The organism is Massilia sp. BAP21, from assembly GCF_057801335.1.
On sequence record NZ_CM173596.1, the window covers coordinates 388,382 to 410,967 of the forward strand.

16 protein-coding genes, 3 tRNA genes and 1 pseudogene are annotated in these 22,586 nt (G+C 64.8%); 8 read left to right on the forward strand and 12 right to left on the reverse strand.

What is annotated here, in order from left to right; genetic code table 11:
* Positions 1-18: 18 nt before the first annotated feature.
* The 5 genes and pseudogenes from ACWYRN_RS01735 to ACWYRN_RS01755 all read right to left on the reverse strand — a co-directional run bounded on the left by ACWYRN_RS01735 (position 19) and on the right by ACWYRN_RS01755 (position 5,488).
* Positions 19-1,305, reverse strand: a complete 1,287-nt coding sequence (locus ACWYRN_RS01735) for a tyrosine-type recombinase/integrase (protein ID WP_488690860.1) — start codon at positions 1,303-1,305, stop codon at positions 19-21.
* A 178-nt stretch (positions 1,306-1,483) separates the two neighbouring features.
* Positions 1,484-1,771 (reverse strand): annotated as a pseudogene (locus ACWYRN_RS01740) (hypothetical protein); the annotation flags it as partial.
* 77 nt (positions 1,772-1,848) lie between these two features.
* Positions 1,849-2,487 (reverse strand): tRNA-uridine aminocarboxypropyltransferase, encoded by a 639-nt coding sequence (locus ACWYRN_RS01745; RefSeq protein WP_488690863.1) that lies wholly within the window; start codon positions 2,485-2,487, stop codon positions 1,849-1,851.
* A gap of 51 nt (positions 2,488-2,538) precedes the next feature.
* Positions 2,539-3,105, reverse strand: a complete 567-nt coding sequence (locus ACWYRN_RS01750) for an NADPH-dependent FMN reductase (RefSeq protein WP_488690864.1) — start codon at positions 3,103-3,105, stop codon at positions 2,539-2,541.
* Positions 3,106-3,208: 103 nt separating this feature from the next.
* Entirely contained in the window at positions 3,209-5,488 is a 2,280-nt protein-coding gene (locus ACWYRN_RS01755) for a response regulator (RefSeq protein WP_488690865.1), read from the reverse strand.
* A gap of 312 nt (positions 5,489-5,800) precedes the next feature.
* On the opposite strand from ACWYRN_RS01755, the gene ACWYRN_RS01760 reads away from it, so the two are divergent.
* The gene (locus ACWYRN_RS01760) at positions 5,801-7,132 is read left to right on the forward strand and encodes a dienelactone hydrolase family protein (RefSeq protein ID WP_488690866.1); all 1,332 of its coding nucleotides are present in this window, start codon (positions 5,801-5,803) and stop codon (positions 7,130-7,132) included.
* A 142-nt stretch (positions 7,133-7,274) separates the two neighbouring features.
* Positions 7,275-8,456 (forward strand): esterase/lipase family protein, encoded by a 1,182-nt coding sequence (locus tag ACWYRN_RS01765; protein ID WP_488690867.1) that lies wholly within the window; start codon positions 7,275-7,277, stop codon positions 8,454-8,456.
* A gap of 12 nt (positions 8,457-8,468) precedes the next feature.
* Here ACWYRN_RS01765 and ACWYRN_RS01770 read toward each other — a convergent pair whose 3' ends face one another.
* On the reverse strand, positions 8,469-10,373 hold the full coding sequence (locus ACWYRN_RS01770) for a hybrid sensor histidine kinase/response regulator (RefSeq protein ID WP_488690868.1): 1,905 nt from the start codon (positions 10,371-10,373) through the stop codon (positions 8,469-8,471).
* Between the two features lie 284 nt (positions 10,374-10,657).
* On the opposite strand from ACWYRN_RS01770, the gene ACWYRN_RS01775 reads away from it, so the two are divergent.
* Positions 10,658-12,910 carry an ATP-binding protein gene (locus tag ACWYRN_RS01775; protein ID WP_488690869.1) on the forward strand — a complete coding sequence of 751 codons (2,253 nt, stop codon included), beginning with the start codon at positions 10,658-10,660 and terminating at the stop codon, positions 12,908-12,910.
* A gap of 12 nt (positions 12,911-12,922) precedes the next feature.
* Complete coding sequence (locus ACWYRN_RS01780; protein ID WP_488690870.1) at positions 12,923-13,378, forward strand: response regulator; 456 nt, start codon at positions 12,923-12,925, stop codon at positions 13,376-13,378.
* A gap of 10 nt (positions 13,379-13,388) precedes the next feature.
* Here ACWYRN_RS01780 and ACWYRN_RS01785 read toward each other — a convergent pair whose 3' ends face one another.
* On the reverse strand, positions 13,389-15,041 hold the full coding sequence (locus tag ACWYRN_RS01785) for a response regulator (RefSeq protein WP_488690871.1): 1,653 nt from the start codon (positions 15,039-15,041) through the stop codon (positions 13,389-13,391).
* A gap of 180 nt (positions 15,042-15,221) precedes the next feature.
* On the opposite strand from ACWYRN_RS01785, the gene ACWYRN_RS01790 reads away from it, so the two are divergent.
* Complete coding sequence (locus ACWYRN_RS01790; protein WP_488690872.1) at positions 15,222-15,521, forward strand: hypothetical protein; 300 nt, start codon at positions 15,222-15,224, stop codon at positions 15,519-15,521.
* Between the two features lie 80 nt (positions 15,522-15,601).
* Positions 15,602-17,128 (forward strand): amidase, encoded by a 1,527-nt coding sequence (locus ACWYRN_RS01795; RefSeq protein WP_488690873.1) that lies wholly within the window; start codon positions 15,602-15,604, stop codon positions 17,126-17,128.
* 149 nt (positions 17,129-17,277) lie between these two features.
* Here ACWYRN_RS01795 and ACWYRN_RS01800 read toward each other — a convergent pair whose 3' ends face one another.
* Both ACWYRN_RS01800 and ACWYRN_RS01805 read right to left on the reverse strand, forming a co-directional pair.
* A complete protein-coding gene (locus ACWYRN_RS01800; protein WP_488690874.1) occupies positions 17,278-18,372 on the reverse strand; it encodes a tartrate dehydrogenase in 1,095 nt (364 codons plus the stop codon).
* 125 nt (positions 18,373-18,497) lie between these two features.
* Positions 18,498-18,573, reverse strand: a tRNA-Asn gene (locus ACWYRN_RS01805).
* A gap of 145 nt (positions 18,574-18,718) precedes the next feature.
* Here ACWYRN_RS01805 and purT point away from each other — a divergent pair.
* Both purT and ACWYRN_RS01815 read left to right on the forward strand, forming a co-directional pair.
* Positions 18,719-19,933: a formate-dependent phosphoribosylglycinamide formyltransferase gene (gene purT / locus ACWYRN_RS01810; protein ID WP_488690875.1), complete on the forward strand. Its 1,215-nt coding sequence runs from the start codon at positions 18,719-18,721 to the stop codon at positions 19,931-19,933.
* A gap of 204 nt (positions 19,934-20,137) precedes the next feature.
* Entirely contained in the window at positions 20,138-20,620 is a 483-nt protein-coding gene (locus ACWYRN_RS01815; protein WP_488690876.1) for a DUF2721 domain-containing protein, read from the forward strand.
* An 84-nt stretch (positions 20,621-20,704) separates the two neighbouring features.
* Here ACWYRN_RS01815 and ACWYRN_RS01820 read toward each other — a convergent pair.
* The 3 genes from ACWYRN_RS01820 to ACWYRN_RS01830 all read right to left on the reverse strand — a co-directional run bounded on the left by ACWYRN_RS01820 (position 20,705) and on the right by ACWYRN_RS01830 (position 22,521).
* A tRNA-Asn gene (locus ACWYRN_RS01820) sits at positions 20,705-20,780 on the reverse strand.
* 397 nt (positions 20,781-21,177) lie between these two features.
* Positions 21,178-21,253, reverse strand: a tRNA-Asn gene (locus ACWYRN_RS01825).
* A 56-nt stretch (positions 21,254-21,309) separates the two neighbouring features.
* Positions 21,310-22,521 (reverse strand): amino acid aminotransferase, encoded by a 1,212-nt coding sequence (locus ACWYRN_RS01830; RefSeq protein WP_488690877.1) that lies wholly within the window; start codon positions 22,519-22,521, stop codon positions 21,310-21,312.
* Positions 22,522-22,586 lie beyond the last annotated feature (65 nt).

The following is a 22,586-nucleotide window of genomic DNA, read 5'->3' on the forward strand; positions in this document are numbered from 1 at the left end:
CCTTTGACGTCTTCCTACTCATGCAAGGCCTAGTGAACGGTGCAGACTAAACAGACCCGGTTGCGAGTTAAAGATTTGCACATGAGCCAAATACGTATTGATTGTGGTTTTCAATCTAGCATGGCCGAGCTGAGCTTGAATTTTCTTCCAAGGTTCAGAAATGCCATCTTTAACCGCGATGTGATAGGTATAAACTGCATAGGTATGGCGAAGGTCGTGAATACTATACCGAGCCACTTTTTGTAGGTATTTCTCACCTGTGTCAATGTCAGTTTTTTCGTCAGTGTCAACCAGGCCAATAGCAAGACACGCACGCTCAACCATTTTTTGGATTGCGCCCCTCGTTATCGGAACACCTTGTCCATTATTCGAATTTAGATTACCTAGAAGAAGCTGAGTAGAAATGCCGCGATGAGTCTTTTTTCGATTCGCAAGAGCTTGTTCGCGCTCGGTATGAATATACTCGAGCGCATCAAGCACAAGCCAAGCTGGGATTGCGACTTGTCTAACTACATTCCCTTTCCCGCAGATTGTCAATTCAAAGGAAACGTAAGGCTTTGCTGGGTCAGGATTAAGATTGAGGAATTGTAGCGTTGTGAGCCTAGCTATCTCGGCAACCCTGAGACCTACGTACACACCGATATCAAAAATAAGCCGGTCTCTACAGTTACGCATATCGCCGTTACGTCGAGTGGCTTGCGGACCAACGTAATTCAAAAGTGCTCTGAGGTCATCAATTCTAAGGCAACGAATCTTTTGATTTCTACCGACTTTTGGAAGTTCCCGGTCCCGTAACCTGGTTTTAGCTATGCGTGTATGAGCTAATGCATCTTCATCGGCTCTGGGATTGCTGGTCTCAATGTCATCGAATACGTCACTGCCGTTTCCGATATCACCGAAATACCAACGCTTGCGAGCTGCATATGCGTAAAATTCCCTCACGACCACCATCGTGTCGCGAATGCCTTTTGGCCCATAGAGTTCACCAGTATGAGGAGATATAGCGCTTTCGAAGTCGTCTCGAAAGTCTGTTCGGTCCACAGACGTCGCGCTTCTCCAGTCTTTCCCAAGTGCTTGGCAATATTGAAACCAGGTCTTGAGACAGTACGCTGCCTTTCCCCATGTATGGGTCGAAGGAGATGAGCCCGCGTTGACAAAGTGCTCGTAGAGGAAGGTGGTCGGCTCCTCGAACAGCTTGACGTCTTCGTCAGTCAGCAAGAAGAAGCCGGGCTGGCCTTTGACAGCCGTCGGACGGTAGCCACGTTCGATGAAAAGCTCGATTTGACCATGTAAAAAAGTGTTCACGGACACTTCCGCCCCTATCAAAAAAACTGAACAAAGTTCAGCCAACCCAAGACACTGCTCCCCTATGAAATCAAAGAGCAAATGAACACTTCTTCATGTCCAAATTTAACTCATACATTGTAGGGTGTCAACTTCAGGCTTAGAAGGAAGATGAGGCTATCTTCTATGTCTACATAACGTGCTCGCAGCCGCGGTAGGGATTCAGCGAGACATTGAAGGGGATGTCGGGCGAGGTATTGCGCGACAGGATGGACTTGGCGATCTCGTCGGTGACCACGGTCTTGACCGGCGCCGCGGCGCTGTCTTCTACAGTCCAGCCGTCGTCGAAGCGCTCGCGCCCCTTCAGTTCGTAGCGGCCCTGGAGGTTGGACACCGCGCCGTGCCCCTTTGTCGCGGCGAGCGGACGCGGCAGGACGATTTCTTCCGCACTGTATTCGCGGTCGACAGTTCGTTCGGAGTAAGCCATTCGGCACCTCATACTGTATATTTATACAGTATGGTACGCCGCTCTTCCCGCCAATTCAAGCGCAGCCGCGTGCGTGCTCAGGCCGGCGGCAAAGGATGTGGTAAATAAGCAGCCTGTTGCCCGACGAAACCGTCGAAAGCGGCAAACAAGGGAGCGTAGCGCGCCGCATCGCCCTCGATCTGCCCCAGGGCATGGGCGCCGGCTTCAAGCGTGGACAACTGGTCGGGCGCGTGCGCCTTGCGGATGCGGTAGTGCGAGGCTGGCATGTCGCTCAGCGCCAGGCGCGGCAATTGCCGCAGTACTGGATTCAGGTGCAGCATCTTGCGGCTCTTGCGCCAGGTGGCGTCGAGCACGACCAGGCGCAGGCGTTCAGGTAGCGGCAGCGGCGCTGCGGCCGGCGCGGCCGGCGTGGCGACGCCCGGCGTAGCGACGCCCGGCGTCTCGGGATACAGCAACACCGGCGTGCGCCCGCCGGCATGCAGCAGCGTACCGAGCGCGTCCGCATCGAAAGCCTCGCCCACGGCCAGCACGCTCCCCGCCACGCTCAGGTGCAGCAGGCGCGCGCTGTTCTTGGCGTTCGCCACTTCCAGCGGATGCTGCAGGATCAAGAGTTCGACGGGCGAGACGAGCGGCCGCACCCAGCCGCAGATGCAGGCCGACTGCGCGCGCAGGCAGGCGGCGCAGGTGGCGCGGCGGGGAGGCAAAGGCTGGTTCATCGGCGGCTCGGCAAGGAAAAGGCGCCGATTGTAGCAGCCGCGCCAATGCCTTCAGTCGGCCCCCTTGCGCAGCCCCGCCAGCGCGCCGCTCCAGGCTTCCACCTGCTCCAGCATGGCGTGCACCGATTTTTCCTGATGGGGCGCCGGCTTGAAGGTCGTCATGTTCTCGAAGTCGGTGAACAGCGACAGCATCACCTGGGCGCGCACGTCGGCCACCATCAGTTCGCCCATCACCAGGCGCAGGTTCTCGATGGCGCGCGCGCCGCCGACGCTGCCGTAGCCGACGAAGCCGGCCGCCTTGTTGTTCCATTCCTTGTACAGGAAGTCGATGGCGTTCTTCAGCGCGCCCGAGGTGGCATGGTTGTATTCGGGCGTGACGAAGACGAAGCCGTCGAATTCGGCGATCTTCGCGGCCCAGGCCAGCGTGTGCGGTTGCGAATACTGGCCCATCGAGGGCGGCACCGGCTCGTCGAGCAGCGGCAAGTTGAAATCCTGGATATCGACCAGTTCATAGCTGGCGCCGCTGCGTCCCTGCGCCGTGTTCATTACCCAGCGCGCCACGTCGAGCGCCTTGCGCCCCGGCCGGGTGCTGCCGACGATTACCGCGATCTTGACCATGTCCCTCTCCTGTCGTGTGTCCGCAATAAACCCGGACCCATTCTAGTCAGCGGTGAGGGAAAGGCGCGCCGCCTTGCAACGCGACAAAAACCGGCCTGCCCGCTCAGCGCCGTCCGCTCAAGCGTCCCAGCAAGCCGATCAATTGCTCGACGTCATAAGGCTTGGCCAGGATTTTGACGCCCGGAATCGACACGCGCCGTTCGGTGTAGCCGGTGGCCAGCACGACCGGCAGCGCGGGCCAGCGTTCGCGCACCGCCGCGGCCAGGTCGATGCCGCTGACGCTGCCCGGCATGACGATGTCGGAAAACACGATGTCCACCGCCTGCCCGGCCTCGAGCTGGGCCAGCGCATCGTCGCCGCTGACGGCCACGCGCACCGCGAAGCCGGCCGCGCCAAGCGCCTCGACCACGGCCTCGCGTACCAGTACGTCGTCTTCGACGAACAGCACGCTCACGCCGGCTGGCGCGGGCGCCGCATCCGCTGCCGCCGGCTGGTAGGGCGGTGGCGCGACCACGTCCGGCGCCGTTGCGCCTGCGGAGGCGCCGGTGTTGGTGCCAGCCTGGGCGGTGCCTGGCGCGGCGGCATCGGCGCCGTGCGCACGCGGCAGGTAGATGTGCACCCGGGTCCCCTTGCCCGGCGTACTGTGCAGGGCCAGCAGACCCTGCGCCTGGGTGGCAAAGGCATAGGCCTGCGGCAGGCCGAGCCCGGTGCCCTGCCCTGGCGACTTGGTAGTGAAGAAAGGATCGAGGGCGCGCGCCATTACCTCGGGCGCCATGCCCACGCCGTCGTCCCTCACGCTCAGCTGCAGGTAGTCGCCCGGCGCCAGGCCTTTGGGCGGCGCGTCGGGCGCGGCCAGTGTGAGATTCCGGGCGCCGATCCGCAGCCGGCCGCTGCCGCCCATCGCATCGCGCGCATTGATCGCCAGGTTCAGCAGTGCCAGGTCGAACTGCAGGGGCTCGACCCGGACCGGCCACAAGCGGCTGTCGAATGCGGTCTCGATGACGATGCTGTCGGCCACGGCGCCACGGATCAGTTGCAGCGCGCTGTCGAGCTGCGCAGCCGTATCCACCGTCACCAGGCGCCCTTCCTGCACCCGTCCGAAGGAGCCGAGCTGGCCGGTGAGCGTGGTGGCGCGCGTGACGGTGCGCTTGCAGGTGTCGATCAGGCGCTGCAGCTTCGGTTCCGTCGCCTGCATCGCGGCCAGCTGCAGCGCCGTGGTGAGCGTTTGCAGCAAATTGTTGAATTCGTGCGCGATGCCGGCCGTCAGGCGCCCCAGCGACTCGAGCTTCTGGCTGCGCAGCAGGGCGCCTTGCGCCTGTTCGGTGGCGAGAATGGCTTCGTTGACGCGGTGCTCGAGGTCGCGCGTCGAGCGGCGGATCTGCTTGCTCGCCTCGACCATGCGCCAGGCCACGGTGTCGATTTCTTCCAGTCCGTGCGGGCGGTAGGGAATTTCCTCGCCGTCGGCCAGGCGGTCGGCGCAGCGGCCCAGGTATTCGATCGGCGCCACCGCGCGGCTGGCGAACCAGCGCCCGGCGGCCACCGCCAGCACCAGCAGCACGGCCATCATCCCGGCCAGCAGCGCGGCCGCTTCCATCGGCACGCGGCGAATCTCGGCGCTCGGGATGGCGATCAGGACCTTCCAGCCGGAATTCGGCACCGTCGTGATCTGGGCCCGCACCGGAACCCCGGTCAGGGTATGGCTGGGGAAGACCAAGTCGCGGTCGGTGGTCGCCGCCAGCTTGCGCGTGCGTTCGCGCAGCAGGGTGCCGACGTAGTGCTTCGGCTCGCTGGAGCGGGCGGCGATGCGGCCGTTGCGGTCGAACACGGTAGCAATCCAGGCCTGCGGGAACTGCTGGCGCTCGAGCAGCCGTTGCAGGATGCCCACATGCATGCCGAGCGTCAGGTGGTAGCGCGGCTTGCCGTCGACCAGCACCGGCACCTGCATCATGAAGTCGTAGCGCTGCACCGGGGGGGCGTAGAACACGTCCAACACCAGGGTGCGTGCCGTGCCGTAGCGTTCCATCAGCGCCGGCAGGTTGGACGGGTCGCGCCCCGTCAGCGCCACGCCCAGCGGGCGGCGCGTATTCAGGATCGGCTTGCCGTCGAGGTCGTACAGCACGGCTACCGCATCCACGGCCTCGGCCGCGCCCCGGGCATGGCGATAGAACTCGCCGAAGTCGCCCGCCGCCAGCGCCGGCGACGCGGCCAGGGTGCGCAGGATGCCTTCCTGGTGGCGCATCTCGTTATCGATCAGCAAGGCAAATGCGCGGCCGGTCTCGGCGATGCTGCGCTCCTGGTCCTTTTGTTGTTCGACATAGACATAGGCGACCGCCAGCGCCGCGCCGATGAACGAAGGCACGAGCAGAGCGACAACAAGGATCAATAGCCGGTTCCGGAAACGCATCGGTGCTGGGTCCTCCTGCTTGGCGGTGAGGTTGCAAACAAGTGCCGCAGAAAAACCGGCTCAAGCGATTATACAAGAGGCAAGCTTGCCCACCTGCTCATACATTTCGCTGTGCTTTGGCCAACATTTTGAACGTTCGCTATTGATATACGTAAGCATCTTTACCACACACAAAAATTTACCTCTGGAATTGCGTAAACGGATATTGCTCTCAGTGTTTTCGGTGCCTAGAATCAATTTATTCCTTCAAGCAATGCTGTCGCACCGGCAGACACTTTTCCAGAGTCGCCCATGTTCCGAGTTCGCACCGCCGCAGTCCGCAAGACCGTTACCGCCTTCCTTGCCGCCCTCGTCATGTTGCCGGGCGTGGCAATCGAACAAGAGCTCCAGCTCGACTACCGCATGAACGAACGTGTCGTGCAGGTTCCTGCCGGCCGCGACAACCGCGCCATGCTGGAAACCACCGTGTTCCAGCCGAACGGCCAGGGTCCCTTCCCGCTCCTCATCATCAACCACGGCAAGGACCCGGGCAGCCCGAGCGCCCAGCCGCGCGACCGCTTCTACTACATGGCCGCGGCCTTCGTGAAGCGCGGCTACGCCGTGATGGTGCCGATGCGCCAGGGCTTCGCCAACTCGACCGGCCGCTACCGCGACCGCGGCTGCGACATGACCACCAACGGCTACCTGCAGGCCGAGGACATCCGCTCGGCGGTGGAATACGCACGCACCCAGCCCTGGATCGACAGCGGCCACATCGTCGTCGCCGGCCAGTCCTACGGCGGCCTGGCCACGATGGCGCTCGGCACCGAACAGCTTGCCGGCGTGCGCGGCCTGATCAACTTCGCCGGCGGCCTGCGCGACGACAGCGCCGGCTGCGGCTGGCGCTCGTCGCTGGTTTCGGCCATGGCCGAGTACGGCGCGAACAACAAGATCCCGAGCCTGTGGATGTATGGCGAGAACGATTCGCTGTTCGGGCCGGACCTGGCCAACCGCATGCACGAAGCCTATGTGGAAGCCGGCGGCAAGGGCCGCCTGGTCGAGTTCCCTTCGTTCAAGCGCGATGCCCACGGCATGCTGGCCAGCCGCGACGGCGAAAAGATCTGGCTGAAGGACACGATCGCCTTCCTGAAGGGCATCGGCATGCCGACCGAGGTGATCTACAACGTGCCACCGCCGCCGACCCCGGCGCGTACCAACTACGCAACGGTGGACGACATCGAGGCCGTGCCCTTCCTGTCGGAAAACGGCCGCCGCGCCTATGCCGACTATCTGACCAAGATGACGCCGCGCGCCTTTGCCGTGTCGCCGAGCGGCGCCTGGACCTGGGCCGAGGAAGGCGAGGCGCCGGAAGCGCGCGCCCTGGCCACCTGCTCGGCCAAGAGCAGCCAGCCCTGCAAGCTGTACTCGGTGGACGACTACGTGGTCTGGAACGGCGAACGCATCGACGCCGCAGAACGCGCCACGATGATGGCATCGTCGTCCGTCGCGGCCCCGGCCGATCCGAACGCGCCGGGCGCGGTGGGCAGCACGGTGCCGGCGGCATCGGCCCAGCCACAGCCGGACGCATCGGCCAACGCATCGGCCAATGCAGTGGCAAACCCGTCGGTTTCCGAAGCGCACTGATTCAATCCAGCACCCTTCGTCAAGCCATCTGCGCACGCTCCCGGTGCGCAGATGGCTGCTAACGCATCCGCACACGACCTGGCGCAAACCGGCGCCGCTGTCCCGCTCCGACAATGTGGCAAGCGACCTCCCGGACCTTGCCATGCCACGCTTTATCCCCTTCCTGTTTTCATTGCTGATGCTGGCCCTGCTGCCGTTCGGGCCTGCGCGCGCCGCCAACAACGATCCGGTGGTGCTGGTGCACGGCTTCCTCGGCTTCGGCCCCGAACAGTTTCCCGGCACCGGCTACCTGTACTGGGGCGGCTACCACGACATCGCCTCCCACCTGCGGGTCTATAAAGGCCCGCGCACCGTGGTTACCGCCACCGTCGGCGCCATCAGCCCGAACTGGGACCGCGCCGCCGAACTCTACGCGCAGATCAAGGGCGGCTGCGTCGACTATGGCGCCAGCCACGCGCGCACGCCTCCCGTACGCGAGCAAAAGCCGCCCGGCAAATGCTGGGCCGCCGACCACGCCCGCAATCCCGAGGGCTACCCGCTGGCGCTGTATCCGGCCTGGGACGCCGATCACCCCATCCACCTGATCGGCCACAGCCAGGGCGGCACCACCATCCGCGCGCTGGTCGAGCTGCTCGAGCACGGCGCGCCCGACGAAGGCGACGGCGATCTGTACGCGGGCGGCAAGACCGGCTGGGTGCGCAGCGTCACCACGCTGTCCTCCCCGCACAACGGCACCACCCTGCGCGACGCCGTGCTCGACATCCTGCCCCAGCTGCGCTCGCCGCTGCGCGACTGGTTCCAGGCCGGCATGTGGAGCTGGGAACTGGCGCCCGACGGCGCGCGCAGCTTCAACCTGTGGGCGCGCACCTCGCCGCATGTGGTGTACTTTTCCCTCGGCACCCAGGCCACCGAAGCCGGCGCCTGGTGCTGCAACGGCACCGACCGCGCCATCGCCCCGGTCCAGGCCTCGAACTACCAGTACCCGCGCATCGACATGTTCCCGTACTACAAGACCTATGCCGGCGAATGGATCGTGCCCTCGCTGCGCCAGCACGGCATGGGCGGCTACACGCAAAGCGCGCCGGGCCGGGTGCGCATCGACAGCGAGTGGTTCGCCAACGACGGCGTGGTGAACACGGTGAGCATGCGCGCACCCGCGGGCCACCCGGTGCGCGACTACGACGGCACGGCGGTGCGCGGCAGCTGGAACTATCTCGGCACCTACCGCGGCTACGACCACTTCGACATCCTGAACTGGCCGAACAAGGGGCCGTCGGCCGATCCGATCTACGAGCGGATCAGCGACATCATTTTTGGATTGTGATCGGGCAGGCGGCTACGCCGCCGACCGCAAGGCCCGCGCCAGGTCCGACAAGCGATACGGCTTGTTCACGAACGCGAATTCGCTCAGGTTGTTGTGCTCGAGCTTGAGCGCCGGCAGCGGATAGCCCGAGGCCAGGATGATCTTCATGTCCGGATAATGCTTGCGCGCATAACTCGCCAGTTCGACCCCGTTCATCCCGTTCGGCATAATCACGTCGGTGAACAGGATGTCGATATGCCGGCTCGCCAGCAGCGCCAGCGCTTCCTGCGCGCCGGACGCCGTCAGCACCTCATAGCCCATGCTGATGTACAGCGCCGAGGCCACGTCCATCAGATCCGGTTCGTCCTCGACGATCAGGACCATCTCGGTGGAGTCCTGCTGGGCCGGCGCATCCTGGCCCGGCGCGGCCGGCAGGTAGATGGCGATGGCCGTGCCTTCGCCCGGCGCGGTGCGGATCTTCACCTCGCCGCCCGACTGCTTGATGAAGCCGTACACCTGCGACAGCCCGAGCCCGGTGCCCTTGCCCACTTCCTTCGTGGTATAGAAAGGCTCGAAGGCGCGCTGCGCGGTTTCCGGCGACATGCCGGTGCCGGTGTCGGACACCGTCACCTGCACGTAGCTGCCCGGCGCCAGGCCGTTGACCTCGCGCTCCTTCAACTCCACGTTGGTGGTCTCGATGCGGATGCGCCCGCCCTCGGGCATGGCGTCGCGTGCATTCACCACCAGGTTCAGCAGGGCCGACTCGAAGCGCGCGCTGTCGATGACGGTGGAGCGGATTTCCGGCGCCAGGTGCACCTCGAACTCGATGGCCGCGTGCACGGCGCGCCGCAGCACCGACTCGAAGCCCGACACCAGGCGGTTCACGCTGTGGGTTTCCGGCTGCAGCGGCTGCTGGCGCGCAAAGGCCAGCAGTTGCTGGGTCAGCGTGGCGCCGCGGTCGATGGCGCGGCGCATGCTGTCGAGGGTCTTCACGTCGCTCACCGCGCCGCGCAGGGTCAGCACCTCGAGGCCGCTGGACAATACCGAGAGCAGGTTGTTGAAGTCGTGGGCGATGCCGCCGGTAAGCTGGCCGATCGACTCCATCTTCTGGGCCTGGAACAGGGCCGCGTTCGCCTCGGCCAGGGCGTCGGCCGCCGCCTTCTTTTCGGTGAGGTCGCGCGTGACCTTCGCAAAGCCGATCAGTTCGCCCGACTCGTCGTGGATGGCGTCGATGATCACGTGGGCCCAGAAGCTGGTGCCATCCTTGCGCTGGCGCCAGCCCTCGGCCTCGTAGCGGCCTTCGCGCACCGCGGTGCCGAGGGCGCGTGCCGGCAGGCCGCTGGCGCGGTCGGGCTCGGTATAAAAGCGCGAGAAATGCTGGCCGACGATTTCCTGCTCGGAATAACCCTTGATGCGCTGGGCGCCCACGTTCCAGTTGCTGACCACGCCCTCGGGCGAGAGCATGTAGATCGCATAGTCCGACACGCCCTGCACCAGCAGGCGGAAGCGCTCTTCGCTGGCGCGCAGCGCGTCCTGCGCCTTTTTCTTTTCGGTGATGTCGCGCGTGATCTTGGCATAGCCGAGCAAGGCGCCGTGCTCGTCGTAGATCGGGTCGATGATCACGCTGGCCCAGAAACGGGTGCCGTCCTGGCGCACGCGCCAGCCCTCGGCCTCGTACTTGCCTTCGGTGAGCGCGGTGGCCAGGGCGCGCGCCGGCAGGCCGTTTTCCCGGTCTTCGGGCGTATAGAAACGCGAGAAATGCTGGCCCAGGATCTCCGGGGCCTCGTAGCCCTTGAAGCGGCGCGCACCGCTGTTCCAGCTGCTGACGTGGCCATCGGTGTCGAGCATGTAGATCGCGTAGTCGCGAATGCCGGAAATCAGGTAGTGGAAACGCTGTTCGTCGGTCAGGTCGTGCCTAATGGAAATTTTATTATTCATGGACGGTGACAGAGCGCGGCACAGGAAGCAGGATCAAAAACGTCTTATGATAACTCCAACTTCCACTCTGCTGCCACGCACACCCGCGCTGCCGCGCCGCACGCCTGCCAGGCTCGTCAATATCCATTCGGCTCGATCGCTTTGCAGATCGTTCCAGCGCATTTCCGGCTGCCCTGTTTCTCAGGAAAATGGCGCCTTCTTCCGGCTCGCTGCATGTCTTTCAGGCTAAAATACCGGTTCCGTAACCTTGCCGTGCCTGGCTCGCATCGATCCCAGGCCTCCACATGACTTCAGGACCCACCGTACCGCTCGACCTGTCCAGCTGCGACAAGGAACCGATTCGCACGCCCGGCAGCATCCAGCCGCACGGCTTCCTGATGACCCTGTCGCCGCAGCTGACCGTATTGCAGGCCAGCGCCAACCTCGGCCGCTGGCTCGGCATCGAGGCCGATGCCGCCATCGAACGCCCGCTGACTGAGGTGATCGGCGAGACCGCCGCCGCCCGCCTCGCGCCCGCGCTCGAAGGCGGCAAGCTCGGCAACCGGCCCTTCTACCTCGGCACCGTCACCGCCGCCAACGGCCAGCACCTCGACGTCCTGGCCCACGCCTGGGACAGCGTGCTCATCGTTGAATTCGAAGCCGTCGAGCGCGACGCGCCGGCCGGCTTTCGCGAGCTGTATCCGCTGCTCGGCGACTTCCTGCTGAACGTCAACGAGCGGGCCTCGGTCGAATCGCTGGCGACGCTGGCGGCCCACCACGTGCGCAGCGTCACCGGCTATGGCCGCGTGATGGTCTACCAGTTCGACTCCGACGGCCACGGCCACGTCATGGCCGAATCGAAGGAAGATGAGTACGTGTCCTATATGGGCCAACGCTTCCCGGCCTCGGACATCCCGGCCCAGGCGCGCGACCTGTACACGCTGCAGCACATCCGCCTGATCCAGGACGCCAACTACGTTCCGGCGCCGCTGGTGCCGGCGCGCAACCCCGTGACCGGCGCGCCGAACGACCTGTCGTTCGCGGCCCTGCGCAGCGTTTCTCCGGTGCACCTGCAATACATGCGCAACATGGGCACGCTGGCCTCGATGTCGGTCTCGCTCATCGTCAAGGGCAAGCTCTGGGGCCTGATCTCCTGCCACAACGCCGGCCCGGCCCCGCTCGAATTCGAAAAGCGCACCGCCTGCGAACAGCTGGGCCAGGTGCTGGCGCTGTGCATCGAGTCGCGCGAAGACGCCGCGGAACTCACCTTCCGCCTCGAGGTGCGGCGCACGATGGTGGAAATGCTCGGCAACCTCACCAAGGGCGCCGACATCATCGACAACATGCGCGGCGTCTTCCCCGAGCTGCTGCGCTTTGCGCGCGCCGGCGGGGTCGCCATCGTGGCCAACGAGCGCGTGCTGACCTACGGCGACACGCCCGACGACGAAGCCATCGACGCCATCGTCGGCTGGCTCGAACAGCAGGGCCACGGCGCCGAAGTTTTCCAGACCGACGCCCTGGGGGCGGTCTGCCCCGCCGCCGTCGGCCTGGAGCGCAATGCCGCCGGCCTGCTGGCGATGCCGATCTCGCGCGTGCACAGGCATTACCTGCTGTGGTTCCGCCCCGAGCGGGTGCATACCATCGAGTGGGCCGGCAATCCGCGCGGCAAGGACAGCGCGCCGACGCCGGACGCGCCGACCCAGCTCAGCCCGCGCCTCAGCTTCGACGCCTGGCGCGAGGAAATCCACGGCGTCAGCCTGCCCTGGCACGTGGCGGAAGTCGAACTCACCGGCGAGTTCCGCAGCGCCCTGCTCGGCATCGCTCTCGAACGCGCCGAGCAGATGGCGGAACTGGCCGAGGAACTGGGCCGCGCCAACAAGGAACTCGAAGCGTTCTCGTATTCGGTGTCGCACGACCTGCGCGCACCGCTGCGCCACATCGTCGGCTTTTCCGACCTGCTGCTCGAATCGAGCGGCAGCGAAGACCAGACCCTGCGCCAGCGCTTCCTCACCAACATCAAGGAATCCGCCCGCCTGGCCGGCAAGCTGGTCGACGACCTGCTGAGCTTCTCGCAAATGGGCCGCGCGGCCCTGCGTCCGGTGGAAGTCGACATGTCGCACCTGGTCACGTCCTGCATCGACAAGCTCGGGCCCGACCTGCAGGGCCGCAACATCGACTGGCAGATCAAGCCGCTGCCGCGCATCGTCGCCGACCCCACCTTCCTGCACCTGGCCATGCTCAACCTGCTGTCGAACGCAGTGAAGTTCACCGGCGGGCGCGACCCGGCCGTGATCCGCATCTGGGCCGAGCAGGATGCCGTCGAGACCGTGTTCCACGTGGCCGACAACGGCGCCGGCTTCAACATGGACTACGTGCACAAGCTGTTCGGCGTGTTCCAGCGCCTGCACCGTATGGAAGACTTCCAGGGCACCGGCATCGGCCTGGCCAACGTGCGCCGCATCGTCGAGCGCCACGGCGGCCGCGCCTGGGCCGAGTCGGTCCAGGGACAGGGCGCCACCTTCTCCTTCAGCATCCCGCGCAAACTTGCATTACCTTAAAGACATACCATCATGCTAAAACCCATCCTGCTGGTCGAAGACAATCCGCACGACCTCGAACTGACCCTGGTGGCGCTGGCGAAAAGCCAGCTCGCCAACGAAGTCGTGGTGGTGCGCGATGGCGCCGAGGCGCTCGACTACCTGCTGCGCCGCGGCGAATTCGCCGAGCGCCCCGAAGGCAACCCGGCCGTCACCCTGCTCGACCTGAAACTGCCGAAGGTCGATGGCCTGGAAGTGCTGGCCGAAATCCGCAAGACCGGCGCGCTGAAAAGCATGCCGGTCGTGATGCTGACCTCGTCAAAAGAAGAACAGGACCTGGTGCGCAGCTACGAACTGGGCGTGAACGCCTACGTGGTGAAGCCGGTCGACTTCAAGGAATTCGTGCGCGCGATCGCCGACCTGGGGATTTTCTGGGCGGTGCTGAACGAACCGCCGCCGGGCTCGCACCGCTACGTGCGCCCGGCCTGAGCCGGGCGGCTCAGGAAGCCCGCGCGCCGGCGGCGACTGCGCCGGCGCTCCTGCCCGCGCCGCGACCTGGATTACGGCGCAGCAAATGACGGATGCGCGCGCTGAGCGCGTCCGGATGATATGGTTTCTGCAACAGGTGCACCGAAGCATTCAGCTTCCCCTCGTGCGCCAGCACCCCTTCCGCATAACCCGAGGTATACAAGATCTGCGCGTCCGGCAGGTGGCGGCGCAGCACTTCGCCCAGCTGCAGGCTGCTCACCGGCCCCGGCATGATCACATCGGAAAACACCAGGTCGATGTGGCGCCCGGTTTCGATCAGCGCCACCGCCGCGGCGGCATCGCCTGCCTCCAGCACGTCGTAGCCGAGCGCGGACAGGATCGCGCAGGTGGAACTGCGCACGTCGGCCTCGTCCTCCACCACCAGGATGGTTTCCAGGCCGCCACATAGCGGCTGGTGCTCGGCCGGCGCGGCGACCACCGCGTCGGTCTTGCTGCGTGGAAGGTAGATGCGCACGCTGGTGCCCTGGCCGACCTCGCTGCGCATCAGGATCTCGCCGCCCGACTGCTTCACGAAACCGTAGGCCATCGACAGCCCCAGGCCCGTGCCCTGCCCCACCGGCTTGGTGGTGAAGAAGGGTTCGAAGGCGCGCTGCAGCACTTCGGGCGGCATGCCCTTGCCGGTGTCGGCGATCTCGATCATCACGTAGTCGCCGCCCGGCACCTCGGGCGGCACGGCGCCGTCGGTGCGCACGTTGAGGGCGCGAATGGTGAGCGTGCCGTTGCCGTCCATCGCGTCGCGCGCATTGATGGCCAGGTTCAGCAATACGTTATTGAGCTGGTTCGGATCGGCCAGGGTGCTGCCCAGCGCGGCGTCGATCTCGGTGACGATGCGCGCGCCGGGGCCGATCACGCGGCGCATCATGTCGTCCATCTCGCGCAGCAAATGGCCGGGGTTGAGCACCACCGCCTGCAGCGGCTGGCGCCGCGCGAATGCCAGCAGGTGCGAAGACAGCTTGGCGCCGCGCTCGACGCCGGACAGCGCCATTTCCACGCGGGTGCGGCCGGCATCGTTCAGGCCGCCGACCAGTTTCAGCAGCTGCAGGTTGCCGCCGATGATCTGCAGCACGTTGTTGAAGTCGTGGGCGACGCCGCCGGTGAGCTGGCCGATGGCTTCCATCTTCTGCGCCTGGTTCAGGGCCATCTGGCTGGCGGCCAGCTCTTCCTGGCTGCGCCGCAGCGACACGAAGGCCTGGTCGCGCTCGCGCCGGGCGACGCAGGCGGCGCTGTGGTACTGCACGCGCGCCACCAGCTCGCGCGCGTCGGGCCACTTGACCATGTAGTCGTTGGCGCCGGCGGCAAAGGCGCGCGCCTTGATCTCGGGATCGTCTTCGGACGAGAGCAGGATGATGGGAACGTGTTCGGTTTCCGGATTGGCGCGCATCAGGCGGGTGAATTCGAAACCGTCGATCTCGGGCATGCGCAGATCGACCAGCACCACGGTGCAGCCGATCTCGGCCGCCAGGCCGACGGCGCGGCGCGCATCCGACTCGTAGCGCAGCACGTGCCTGACGCAGGTACGCAGTCCATGCTCGATGATCTGCTGGGCGAACGGCTCGTCGTCGATCAGGAGAATGGAGCAGCTACTGGTTTCGTCTTCAATCATCCGTACGACCTTATCAGCTTTCAGGGTCCTGTTTTCTTGTTGCTTTTCGTGAAGCATTAATTTTACACCAAGGGGCCTGCCCCGGCTCATCAGAATCGACAATTGTGCGGCGCACCCTTGTATGCGGCTTTTTCGCCAATACATTGTATTGACTATGTTTTTTGGATTCCCGGAGAACGCATGACAGAGCCGGTATGCCCCTTATGTCCTCTATGCGGCCGCGAACTGGGCACGGTCAACATCGACCGCCATCACCTCGTGCCGAAGAGCCTGAAGGGCAAGGAGCAGTTCCCGATCCATAAGATCTGCCATCGGAAAATCCATTCGGCATTTACCGAGCGCGAGCTGCTGCGCAGCTACCATACCTGGGATGCCTTGCGCGGCCATGACGAGATCCGCGCCTTCATCGAGTGGGTCGCGCGCAAGCCGCCTGAGTTCTATACACGCACCTTTACATCGAACGCCAAGAAGCGCAAGTAAGAAATTTCTCCTTATATTCAACTTGGCAATAAATTTGACGAATTTATTGCATAATGGATAGAACCCTTGAGGAACTGTCCATGCATTTCACCGAATACCTGCAATTCGACGCCAGCGCGCTGGCCCAGGCCGTTGCGCGCGGCGAAGTGAGTCCGGGCGAACTGCTGCGCCTGGCGCTCGAGCGCAACGCCGAGGTTCATGGCCGCATCAACGCGGTGTGCCGCCTGCTGGAAGCCCAGGCGCACGCGCAACTGGCACGTCCCCTGGGCGGGCCGCTGGCGGGCGTGCCCTTCCTGATCAAGGATGGCGTGCAGGACTATGCCGGCGTGCCGACCAGCTTCGGCAGCCGCGCGATGCGCAACTATGTACCAACCGAGCACGCGGCCGTGGTGCGACGCTACCTCGATGCCGGCCTGGTCGTGTTCGGCAAGACCAACCTGCCCGAATTCGCACTGAAGGCGGTCACCGATCCGCAGCTTTACGGGCGCAGCAGCAATCCCTGGAACCTGGACCGCACGCCGGGCGGATCGAGCGGCGGCGCGGCGGCGGCCGTGGCGGCCGGCATCGTGCCCATGGCAGCCGGCAACGACGGCGGCGGCTCGATCCGCATCCCGGCTGCCTGCTGCGGCCTGTTCGGGCTACGGCCCTCGCGCGGGCGGGTCTCGAGCGGGCCGGCGATCGGCGAAGTCTGGTTCGGCGCATCGAGCGAAGGCGTGCTCTCGCGCAGCGTGCGCGACTCGGCGCTGGCGCTCGACATCCTGCAGGGCGCCGAGCCGGGCGATCCCTTCGTCATCGCGCCGCCGGCGGGATCCTACGTCGAGCTGATGCGGCGCGATCCGGGCAGGCTGCGCATCGGCTTCAGCACCGCGTCGCCGATCGGCACGCCGGTCCACCCGGAAGCGGTGGCGGCCGTGCGGCGCGCCGTGCAGCTGCTGCGCGGCCTCGGGCACGAGGTCGAGGAAGCGGCGCCCGAGATCGACGGCCAGGCGCTGGCGCAAAGCTACCTGCACGTGTATTTCGGCCAGGTGCCGGCGATGGTGGCGCGCGCCCGGGCACTCGGCGCCAGTGCGCGCGACGTGGAGCTGATGAGCCGCTTGCTGGCGGCGCTGGGCGGCGCGGTATCCGGCGCGCGCCTGACGGCGCAGCTGGCCCAGTGGAACGCATTCGGTCGCGGCCTGGCACGCTTTCATGCGCGCTACGACATGCTACTGACGCCGACGCTGGCTGCGCCGCCCTTGCTGCATGGCGCGGGCGACCCGCCGCGCGGCGAACGCATCGTACTCGACCTACTGGAGCGCAGCGGCGTGCTGGGGATCGTGGCGCGGCTTGGCTTGCTGGAAGGGACAGTGAACCGGCTTGCGCGCGACAGTTTGCGCTTCGTGCCGTTCACGCAGCTGGCCAATTTAACGGGCACGCCGGCCATGTCGGTGCCGCTGTACTGGACCACCGACGGTCTGCCGCTAGGGGTGCAGTTCGTGGGGCGGTTCGGGGCCGAGGACCAGCTGCTGCAGCTGGCGCACCAGCTGGAAGGGGCGGCGCCGTGGTTCGACAGGTTGTCGCCACTGGCGCGGGAGGGAAGCGCCAGGCCGGAGTCCGCAACAACCTGATATGGCGCAACCCGTAGGGTGGGCTCTTGAGCCCACGCGGTCTCATCGCATGATGGAATGCGGCGCGTGAAAACGGATGCGCACCGCGCGGCTCCGTATTGCAATTCGACCCGCAACGGTGCCATACCGCGTGGGCACAGGTGCCCACCCTACAAACCCACCAATTTGGCGATTGCGTCACCCACTTCAACGGTGGTCGCCTTGCCACCCAAATCCCCCGTCCGCGGCCCGCTGCGCAGCACTTCCTCGATCGCCCCGACAATCGCATCGTGCGCCTCGCGCAAACCCGTCGGCGCATCCGGCGCATCGGCCAGGAAGCCGAGCATCATCGCCCCCGACCAGATCATCGCGATCGGATTCGCAATCCCCTTGCCCGCGATATCCGGCGCCGAGCCATGCACCGGCTCGAACAGCGACGGGAAGGTGCGCTCCGGATTCAGGTTACCCGACGGCGCCAGGCCAATGGTGCCGGTGCAGGCCGGCCCCAGGTCCGACAGGATGTCGCCGAACAGGTTCGAGGCCACCACCACGTCGAAGCGCTGCGGCTGCAGCACGAAGCGCGCGGTGAGGATGTCGATGTGCTGCTTGTCGACCGTCACCTCCGGGTAGGCCGCGCCCACCGCATCGGCGCGCCCGTCCCACCAGGGCATGCTGATCGCGATGCCGTTCGACTTGGTCGCCACCGTCAGGTGCTTGCGCGCACGCGACTGCGCCAGCTCGTAGGCGTACTTCAGCACGCGGTCGGCGCCGTGGCGCGAGAACACCGATTCCTGGATCACCACTTCGCGCTCGGTGCCCGGGAACATGATGCCGCCCAGGTTGGTGTACTCGCCCTCGGTGTTTTCACGCACCACATAAAAGTCGATGTCGCCCGGCTTCCGGTTCGCCAGCGGGCAAGGCACGCCCTCGAACAAACGCACCGGGCGCAGGTTGATGTACTGGTCGAATTCGCGGCGGAACTTCAGCAGCGAACCCCAGAGCGAGATATGGTCGGGCACCGTAGCGGGCCAGCCGACCGCGCCGAAATAGATCGCGTCCATGCTTGATAACTGCGCCTTCCAGTCGGGCGGCATCATGTCGCCGGTCTGCAGGTAGTAGTCGCAGCTAGCCCATTCGAACTGCGTGAATTCGAGCGTGATGCCGAAGCGCTGCGCGGCCGCTTCCAGGACTTTCAGGCCTTCCGGCAGGACTTCCTTGCCGATACCGTCGCCGGCGATGGCGGCGATCTTGAAACTGCGTGTCATGTGAGACTTCCCTTCGGTAGAAAGGATGATCGTAGCAGTCTTTCCATGCCCTCGCAGACGAGCGGCCGATCCGGCAGGCGCAAACGAAAAAGGCCGCATCTTTCGATGCGGCCTCTTCAGTATTCTGGCTCCCCGACCTGGACTCGAACCAGGGACCTGCGGATTAACAGTCCGTCGCTCTACCGACTGAGCTATCAGGGAATTGAGGCAATATTATAGCCGGCCATTTCCAGTTTGACCAGTCCCGTACGAATATTCCAATCTTGCCCGGTTTGCACCTGCTGCACGGACCTTTGCTATAGTCCCACCACCTTGGCCACCGGCGCCAGCTCTTCAATACAAAACCATGACGACTTCCCGCATTCTCGGCACTCCCCTCTCCCCTTCCGCCACGCGCGTGATGCTGCTCGGCTCCGGCGAACTCGGCAAGGAAGTGATCATCGCGCTGCAGCGCCTCGGCGTCGAAGTGATCGCGGTCGACCGCTACCCGAACGCGCCCGGCCACCAGGTCGCGCACCGCGCCCACGTGATCGACATGACGGACGGCGACGCCCTGGCCGCCCTCATCGCGCAGGAGCAGCCCGACCTCGTGATCCCCGAGATCGAGGCGATCGCCACCGACAAACTGGCCGAACTCGAAGCAGCCGGCGCCATCACCTGCATTCCCACGGCGCGCGCCGCCCAGCTGACCATGAACCGCGAAGGCATCCGCCGCCTCGCCGCCGAGGAACTGGGCCTGGCCACCTCGCCCTACCGCTTCGCCAGCAGCCTGGCCGAGCTGGAGACGGCCTGCGCCGCCGTCGGCTTCCCCTGCGTGGTGAAGCCGGTGATGTCTTCGTCCGGCAAGGGCCAGTCCAAGCTCGACAGCGCGGCCGACGTGCACGCCGCCTGGGACTATGCCGCCGCCGGCGGACGGGTCGACAGCGGCCGCGTGATTGCCGAAGGCTTCATCGACTTCGACTACGAGATCACCCTGCTGACGGTGCGCTCGCTGGGCACCGATGGCCAGGTCGAGACGGCGTTCTGCGAACCGATCGGCCACAAGCAGGTGCAGGGCGACTATGTCGAATCCTGGCAGCCGCATCCGATGAGCGCGCTGGCATTGGCGCGTTCGCGCGAGATCGCGGCGAAGGTCACCGGCAACCTCGGCGGCCTGGGCGTGTTCGGCGTCGAACTGTTCGTGAAGGGCGACATGGTGTGGTTCTCGGAAGTGAGCCCGCGCCCGCACGACACCGGCATGGTGACCATGGCAACGCAAGTGCAGAGCGAGTTCGAGCTGCATGCCAAGGCGGTGCTGGGCCTGCCGGTCGACACCACCCTGCGCGCCCCGGGCGCCTCGGCCGTCATCTACGGCCAGCTCGACGAAAAAGGCATCGCCTTCGAAGGCGTGGCGGACGCACTGCGCGTGCCAGGCGCGGATATTCGCCTGTTCGGCAAGCCCGAGTCGTTTGCGCGGCGGCGCATGGGCGTGGCGCTGGCGACTGCGGGCGACATCGACACGGCGCGCGAACGCGCACGCGAGGCGGCGGGCAAGGTCAAGCCGGTCAGCAACAAGAAGTAAGAACCAGGGCGCATTCCTTCCGGCGCTGGCAAAGCTGGCGCCGCCTACATCCACCCGGCCTGGACATACATCCCAAGCGCACGGAATCCGATTCCGCCAGAGCGCACAGGCCGACAAGCTTGTAGGCGCAATCCTGATATCGGGCACCGTCCGCATGCGATGTAATAGTCGTGACCGATAACAGGATAGCGACAGGGTGGGAACGTGGACTTCAAGTGGAAGAAAATAATGGAAGCGGTGGGACCAGCGGCGGCGCTGGCGTTTGCCGCATGGCTGCTCCAGCACATGCTCGAACAGCGCTATTGCGCCGCCCGCGCGCGCTACCGCGACCTGGTCGACGCATTACGCGTGGGCACGCAAGGAAAGCGCCGCGAAGTCATCAGGGAAGAAATCGACATGTGCCACAGGCGCGCCATGGTCATGCTGCACGCAACGCGTATCGGCATGGCGGCGGCAATCCTGCTGCTGCTTTCCCTCATCATCAGCGCACTCGACACCGCACTCAAGGCAGACTGGCTGAAAATCCTGGGCGCACCGGGCATCATGTTCGGGCTGGTGCTGGCACTTCCCGCCGCGCTGTTCGTGATCCTGGAAAACGTGCTGCGCAAGAAACCGGGCCATGCCGCACTGGCCGGCGCTGCAGCGCTCGACAGCCAGCTGCAGGCGGGTGGCCATCCTCATGGATGATGCCGCCCACGATGCGGCAAGCAGCTTCGCACGGGACTGAAATGAAAAAAGGCCGCATCGTTCGATGCGGCCTTCTTCGTATTCTGGCTCCCCGACCTGGACTCGAACCAGGGACCTGCGGATTAACAGTCCGTCGCTCTACCGACTGAGCTATCAGGGAATTGATGGATCGAATTATAACTGCTCAGCAGCATTCCGCAAAGGGCTGCAAACTGAATCGTGCGGGAGCGACGAAGCATCGGCCCCTTTACGTCAGGCCTGCGGCTGCAACCGTACGGTGGGCACCCTGTGCCCACGCGGAACTTTGAACAGAGTTAGCTCACGAAGAGATCGAAACCGACGCGTTACCGGAACGCTTCTGAGGCGCAGTCGAAACGCATCACACGCAGTCCAAATAAGGCCAACATGATGCCGGCTTTCGCGTGGGTAGTGGGGCTGGCTAAATGCCAGCACCACAAAGTGCCCACCGTACGGTTGATGTTCCGGGCCAGAAGGCAGAATACCTCGACACAAACAAAAAAAGGAGTGCCGATCACTCGACACTCCTTTTCATATTCTGGCTCCCCGACCTGGACTCGAACCAGGGACCTGCGGATTAACAGTCCGTCGCTCTACCGACTGAGCTATCAGGGAATTGTGCTGCTCTTCAACTCAAACCAAGCTGCTTTCAAGTCCGAAGAGCCAAGATTTTAGAGGACTTTGGCGATTGCGTCAACGACGAGATCGATATTCTTCGAATTCAGCGCGGCAACGCAGATGCGGCCGGTGTCCACGGCGTAGATCGATTCCTCGCGCAGCTTGCCGACCTGCTCCTTGGTCAGGCCCGAATACGAGAACATGCCCACCTGCTCGCGCACGAAACCGAAGTCGCGGCCCGGCGCCTTGTTGGCCAGCTTTTGCACCAGCTCCTCGCGCATTGCCTTGATGCGCACGCGCATGCCGGCCAGCTCGTCTTCCCACAATTGGCGCAGTTCCGGCGTGGACAGCACGGTCGCCACCACCTTGCCGCCGTGGATAGGCGGGTTCGAGTAGTTGGTGCGCACCACGCGCTTCAGCTGCGACAGCAAACGCGCTGCTTCTTCCGAAGACGAGGCCACCACCGACAACGCCCCGACGCGCTCGCCGTACAGCGAGAACGACTTCGAGAACGAGTTCGACACCAGCAGCGGGCCGCCGGCTTCCACGAAGCGGCGCACCACGGCGCCGTCTTCCGCGATGCCTGCGCCAAAGCCCTGGTAGGCCATGTCGAGGAAGGGAACCAGGCCGCCTTCGGTCACGGCGGAGATTACCTGGCCCCACTGCTCCTGCGTCAGGTCGGCGCCGGTCGGGTTATGGCAGCAGGCGTGCAGGACGACGATGGAACCGGCATCCATCTTGCGCAGCGAGGCCAGCAGGCCGTCGAAATCGACGCCGTGGGTGGCCGGGTCGTAATAGGTGTAGTTGTTGACGATGAAACCGGCCGACTCGAACAGCGCGCGGTGGTTTTCCCAGCTCGGGTCGCTGATGAAGACTTCCGCTTCCGGCGCAAAACGCTTGAGGAAATCGGCGCCGATTTTCAGGGCGCCGGTGCCGCCGATGGCTTGCACGGTAATCGCGCGCTTCTCTTGAATTACGGCGCTGTCGGCCCCAAATACAAGCTCCTGCACCGCCTTGTCGTACGCGGCCAGGCCTTCGATCGGCAGGTAGGTACGCGGCGCTTGCTGCTCCATCAACTTCGCTTCCGCCTGCTGCACGCACTGCAGCAGGGGCACCTTGCCATTGTCGTCGTAATACACCCCGACACCCAGGTTGATCTTGGCCGGATTGGTGTCGGCGTTGAATGCTTCGGTAATGCCCAGGATCGGGTCGCGCGGGGCCATGTCGATGGCGCCGAAGAGGCTGGCGGAGGCTGTGGAAGTCATCGTGATAAACTGAATTGTCGGTGGGTTCGCAGCGGTTGTAGAGATAGCGGCACGGATGCTGCAGT

Excerpts from the sequence above, each read along its gene's own strand:
- ACWYRN_RS01745 (WP_488690863.1), bottom strand. The coding sequence starts at position 2,487 with ATGAACCAGCCTTTGCCTCCCCGCCGCGCCACCTGCGCCGCCTGCCTG.
- ACWYRN_RS01750 (WP_488690864.1), bottom strand. The coding sequence starts at position 3,105 with ATGGTCAAGATCGCGGTAATCGTCGGCAGCACCCGGCCGGGGCGCAAG.
- ACWYRN_RS01760 (WP_488690866.1), top strand. The coding sequence starts at position 5,801 with ATGTTCCGAGTTCGCACCGCCGCAGTCCGCAAGACCGTTACCGCCTTC.
- ACWYRN_RS01765 (WP_488690867.1), top strand. The coding sequence starts at position 7,275 with ATGCCACGCTTTATCCCCTTCCTGTTTTCATTGCTGATGCTGGCCCTG.
- ACWYRN_RS01770 (WP_488690868.1), bottom strand. The coding sequence starts at position 10,373 with ATGAATAATAAAATTTCCATTAGGCACGACCTGACCGACGAACAGCGT.
- ACWYRN_RS01775 (WP_488690869.1), top strand. The coding sequence starts at position 10,658 with ATGACTTCAGGACCCACCGTACCGCTCGACCTGTCCAGCTGCGACAAG.
- ACWYRN_RS01780 (WP_488690870.1), top strand. The coding sequence starts at position 12,923 with ATGCTAAAACCCATCCTGCTGGTCGAAGACAATCCGCACGACCTCGAA.
- ACWYRN_RS01785 (WP_488690871.1), bottom strand. The coding sequence starts at position 15,041 with ATGATTGAAGACGAAACCAGTAGCTGCTCCATTCTCCTGATCGACGAC.
- ACWYRN_RS01790 (WP_488690872.1), top strand. The coding sequence starts at position 15,222 with ATGACAGAGCCGGTATGCCCCTTATGTCCTCTATGCGGCCGCGAACTG.
- ACWYRN_RS01795 (WP_488690873.1), top strand. The coding sequence starts at position 15,602 with ATGCATTTCACCGAATACCTGCAATTCGACGCCAGCGCGCTGGCCCAG.
- ACWYRN_RS01800 (WP_488690874.1), bottom strand. The coding sequence starts at position 18,372 with ATGACACGCAGTTTCAAGATCGCCGCCATCGCCGGCGACGGTATCGGC.
- purT (WP_488690875.1), top strand. The coding sequence starts at position 18,719 with ATGACGACTTCCCGCATTCTCGGCACTCCCCTCTCCCCTTCCGCCACG.
- ACWYRN_RS01830 (WP_488690877.1), bottom strand. The coding sequence starts at position 22,521 with ATGACTTCCACAGCCTCCGCCAGCCTCTTCGGCGCCATCGACATGGCC.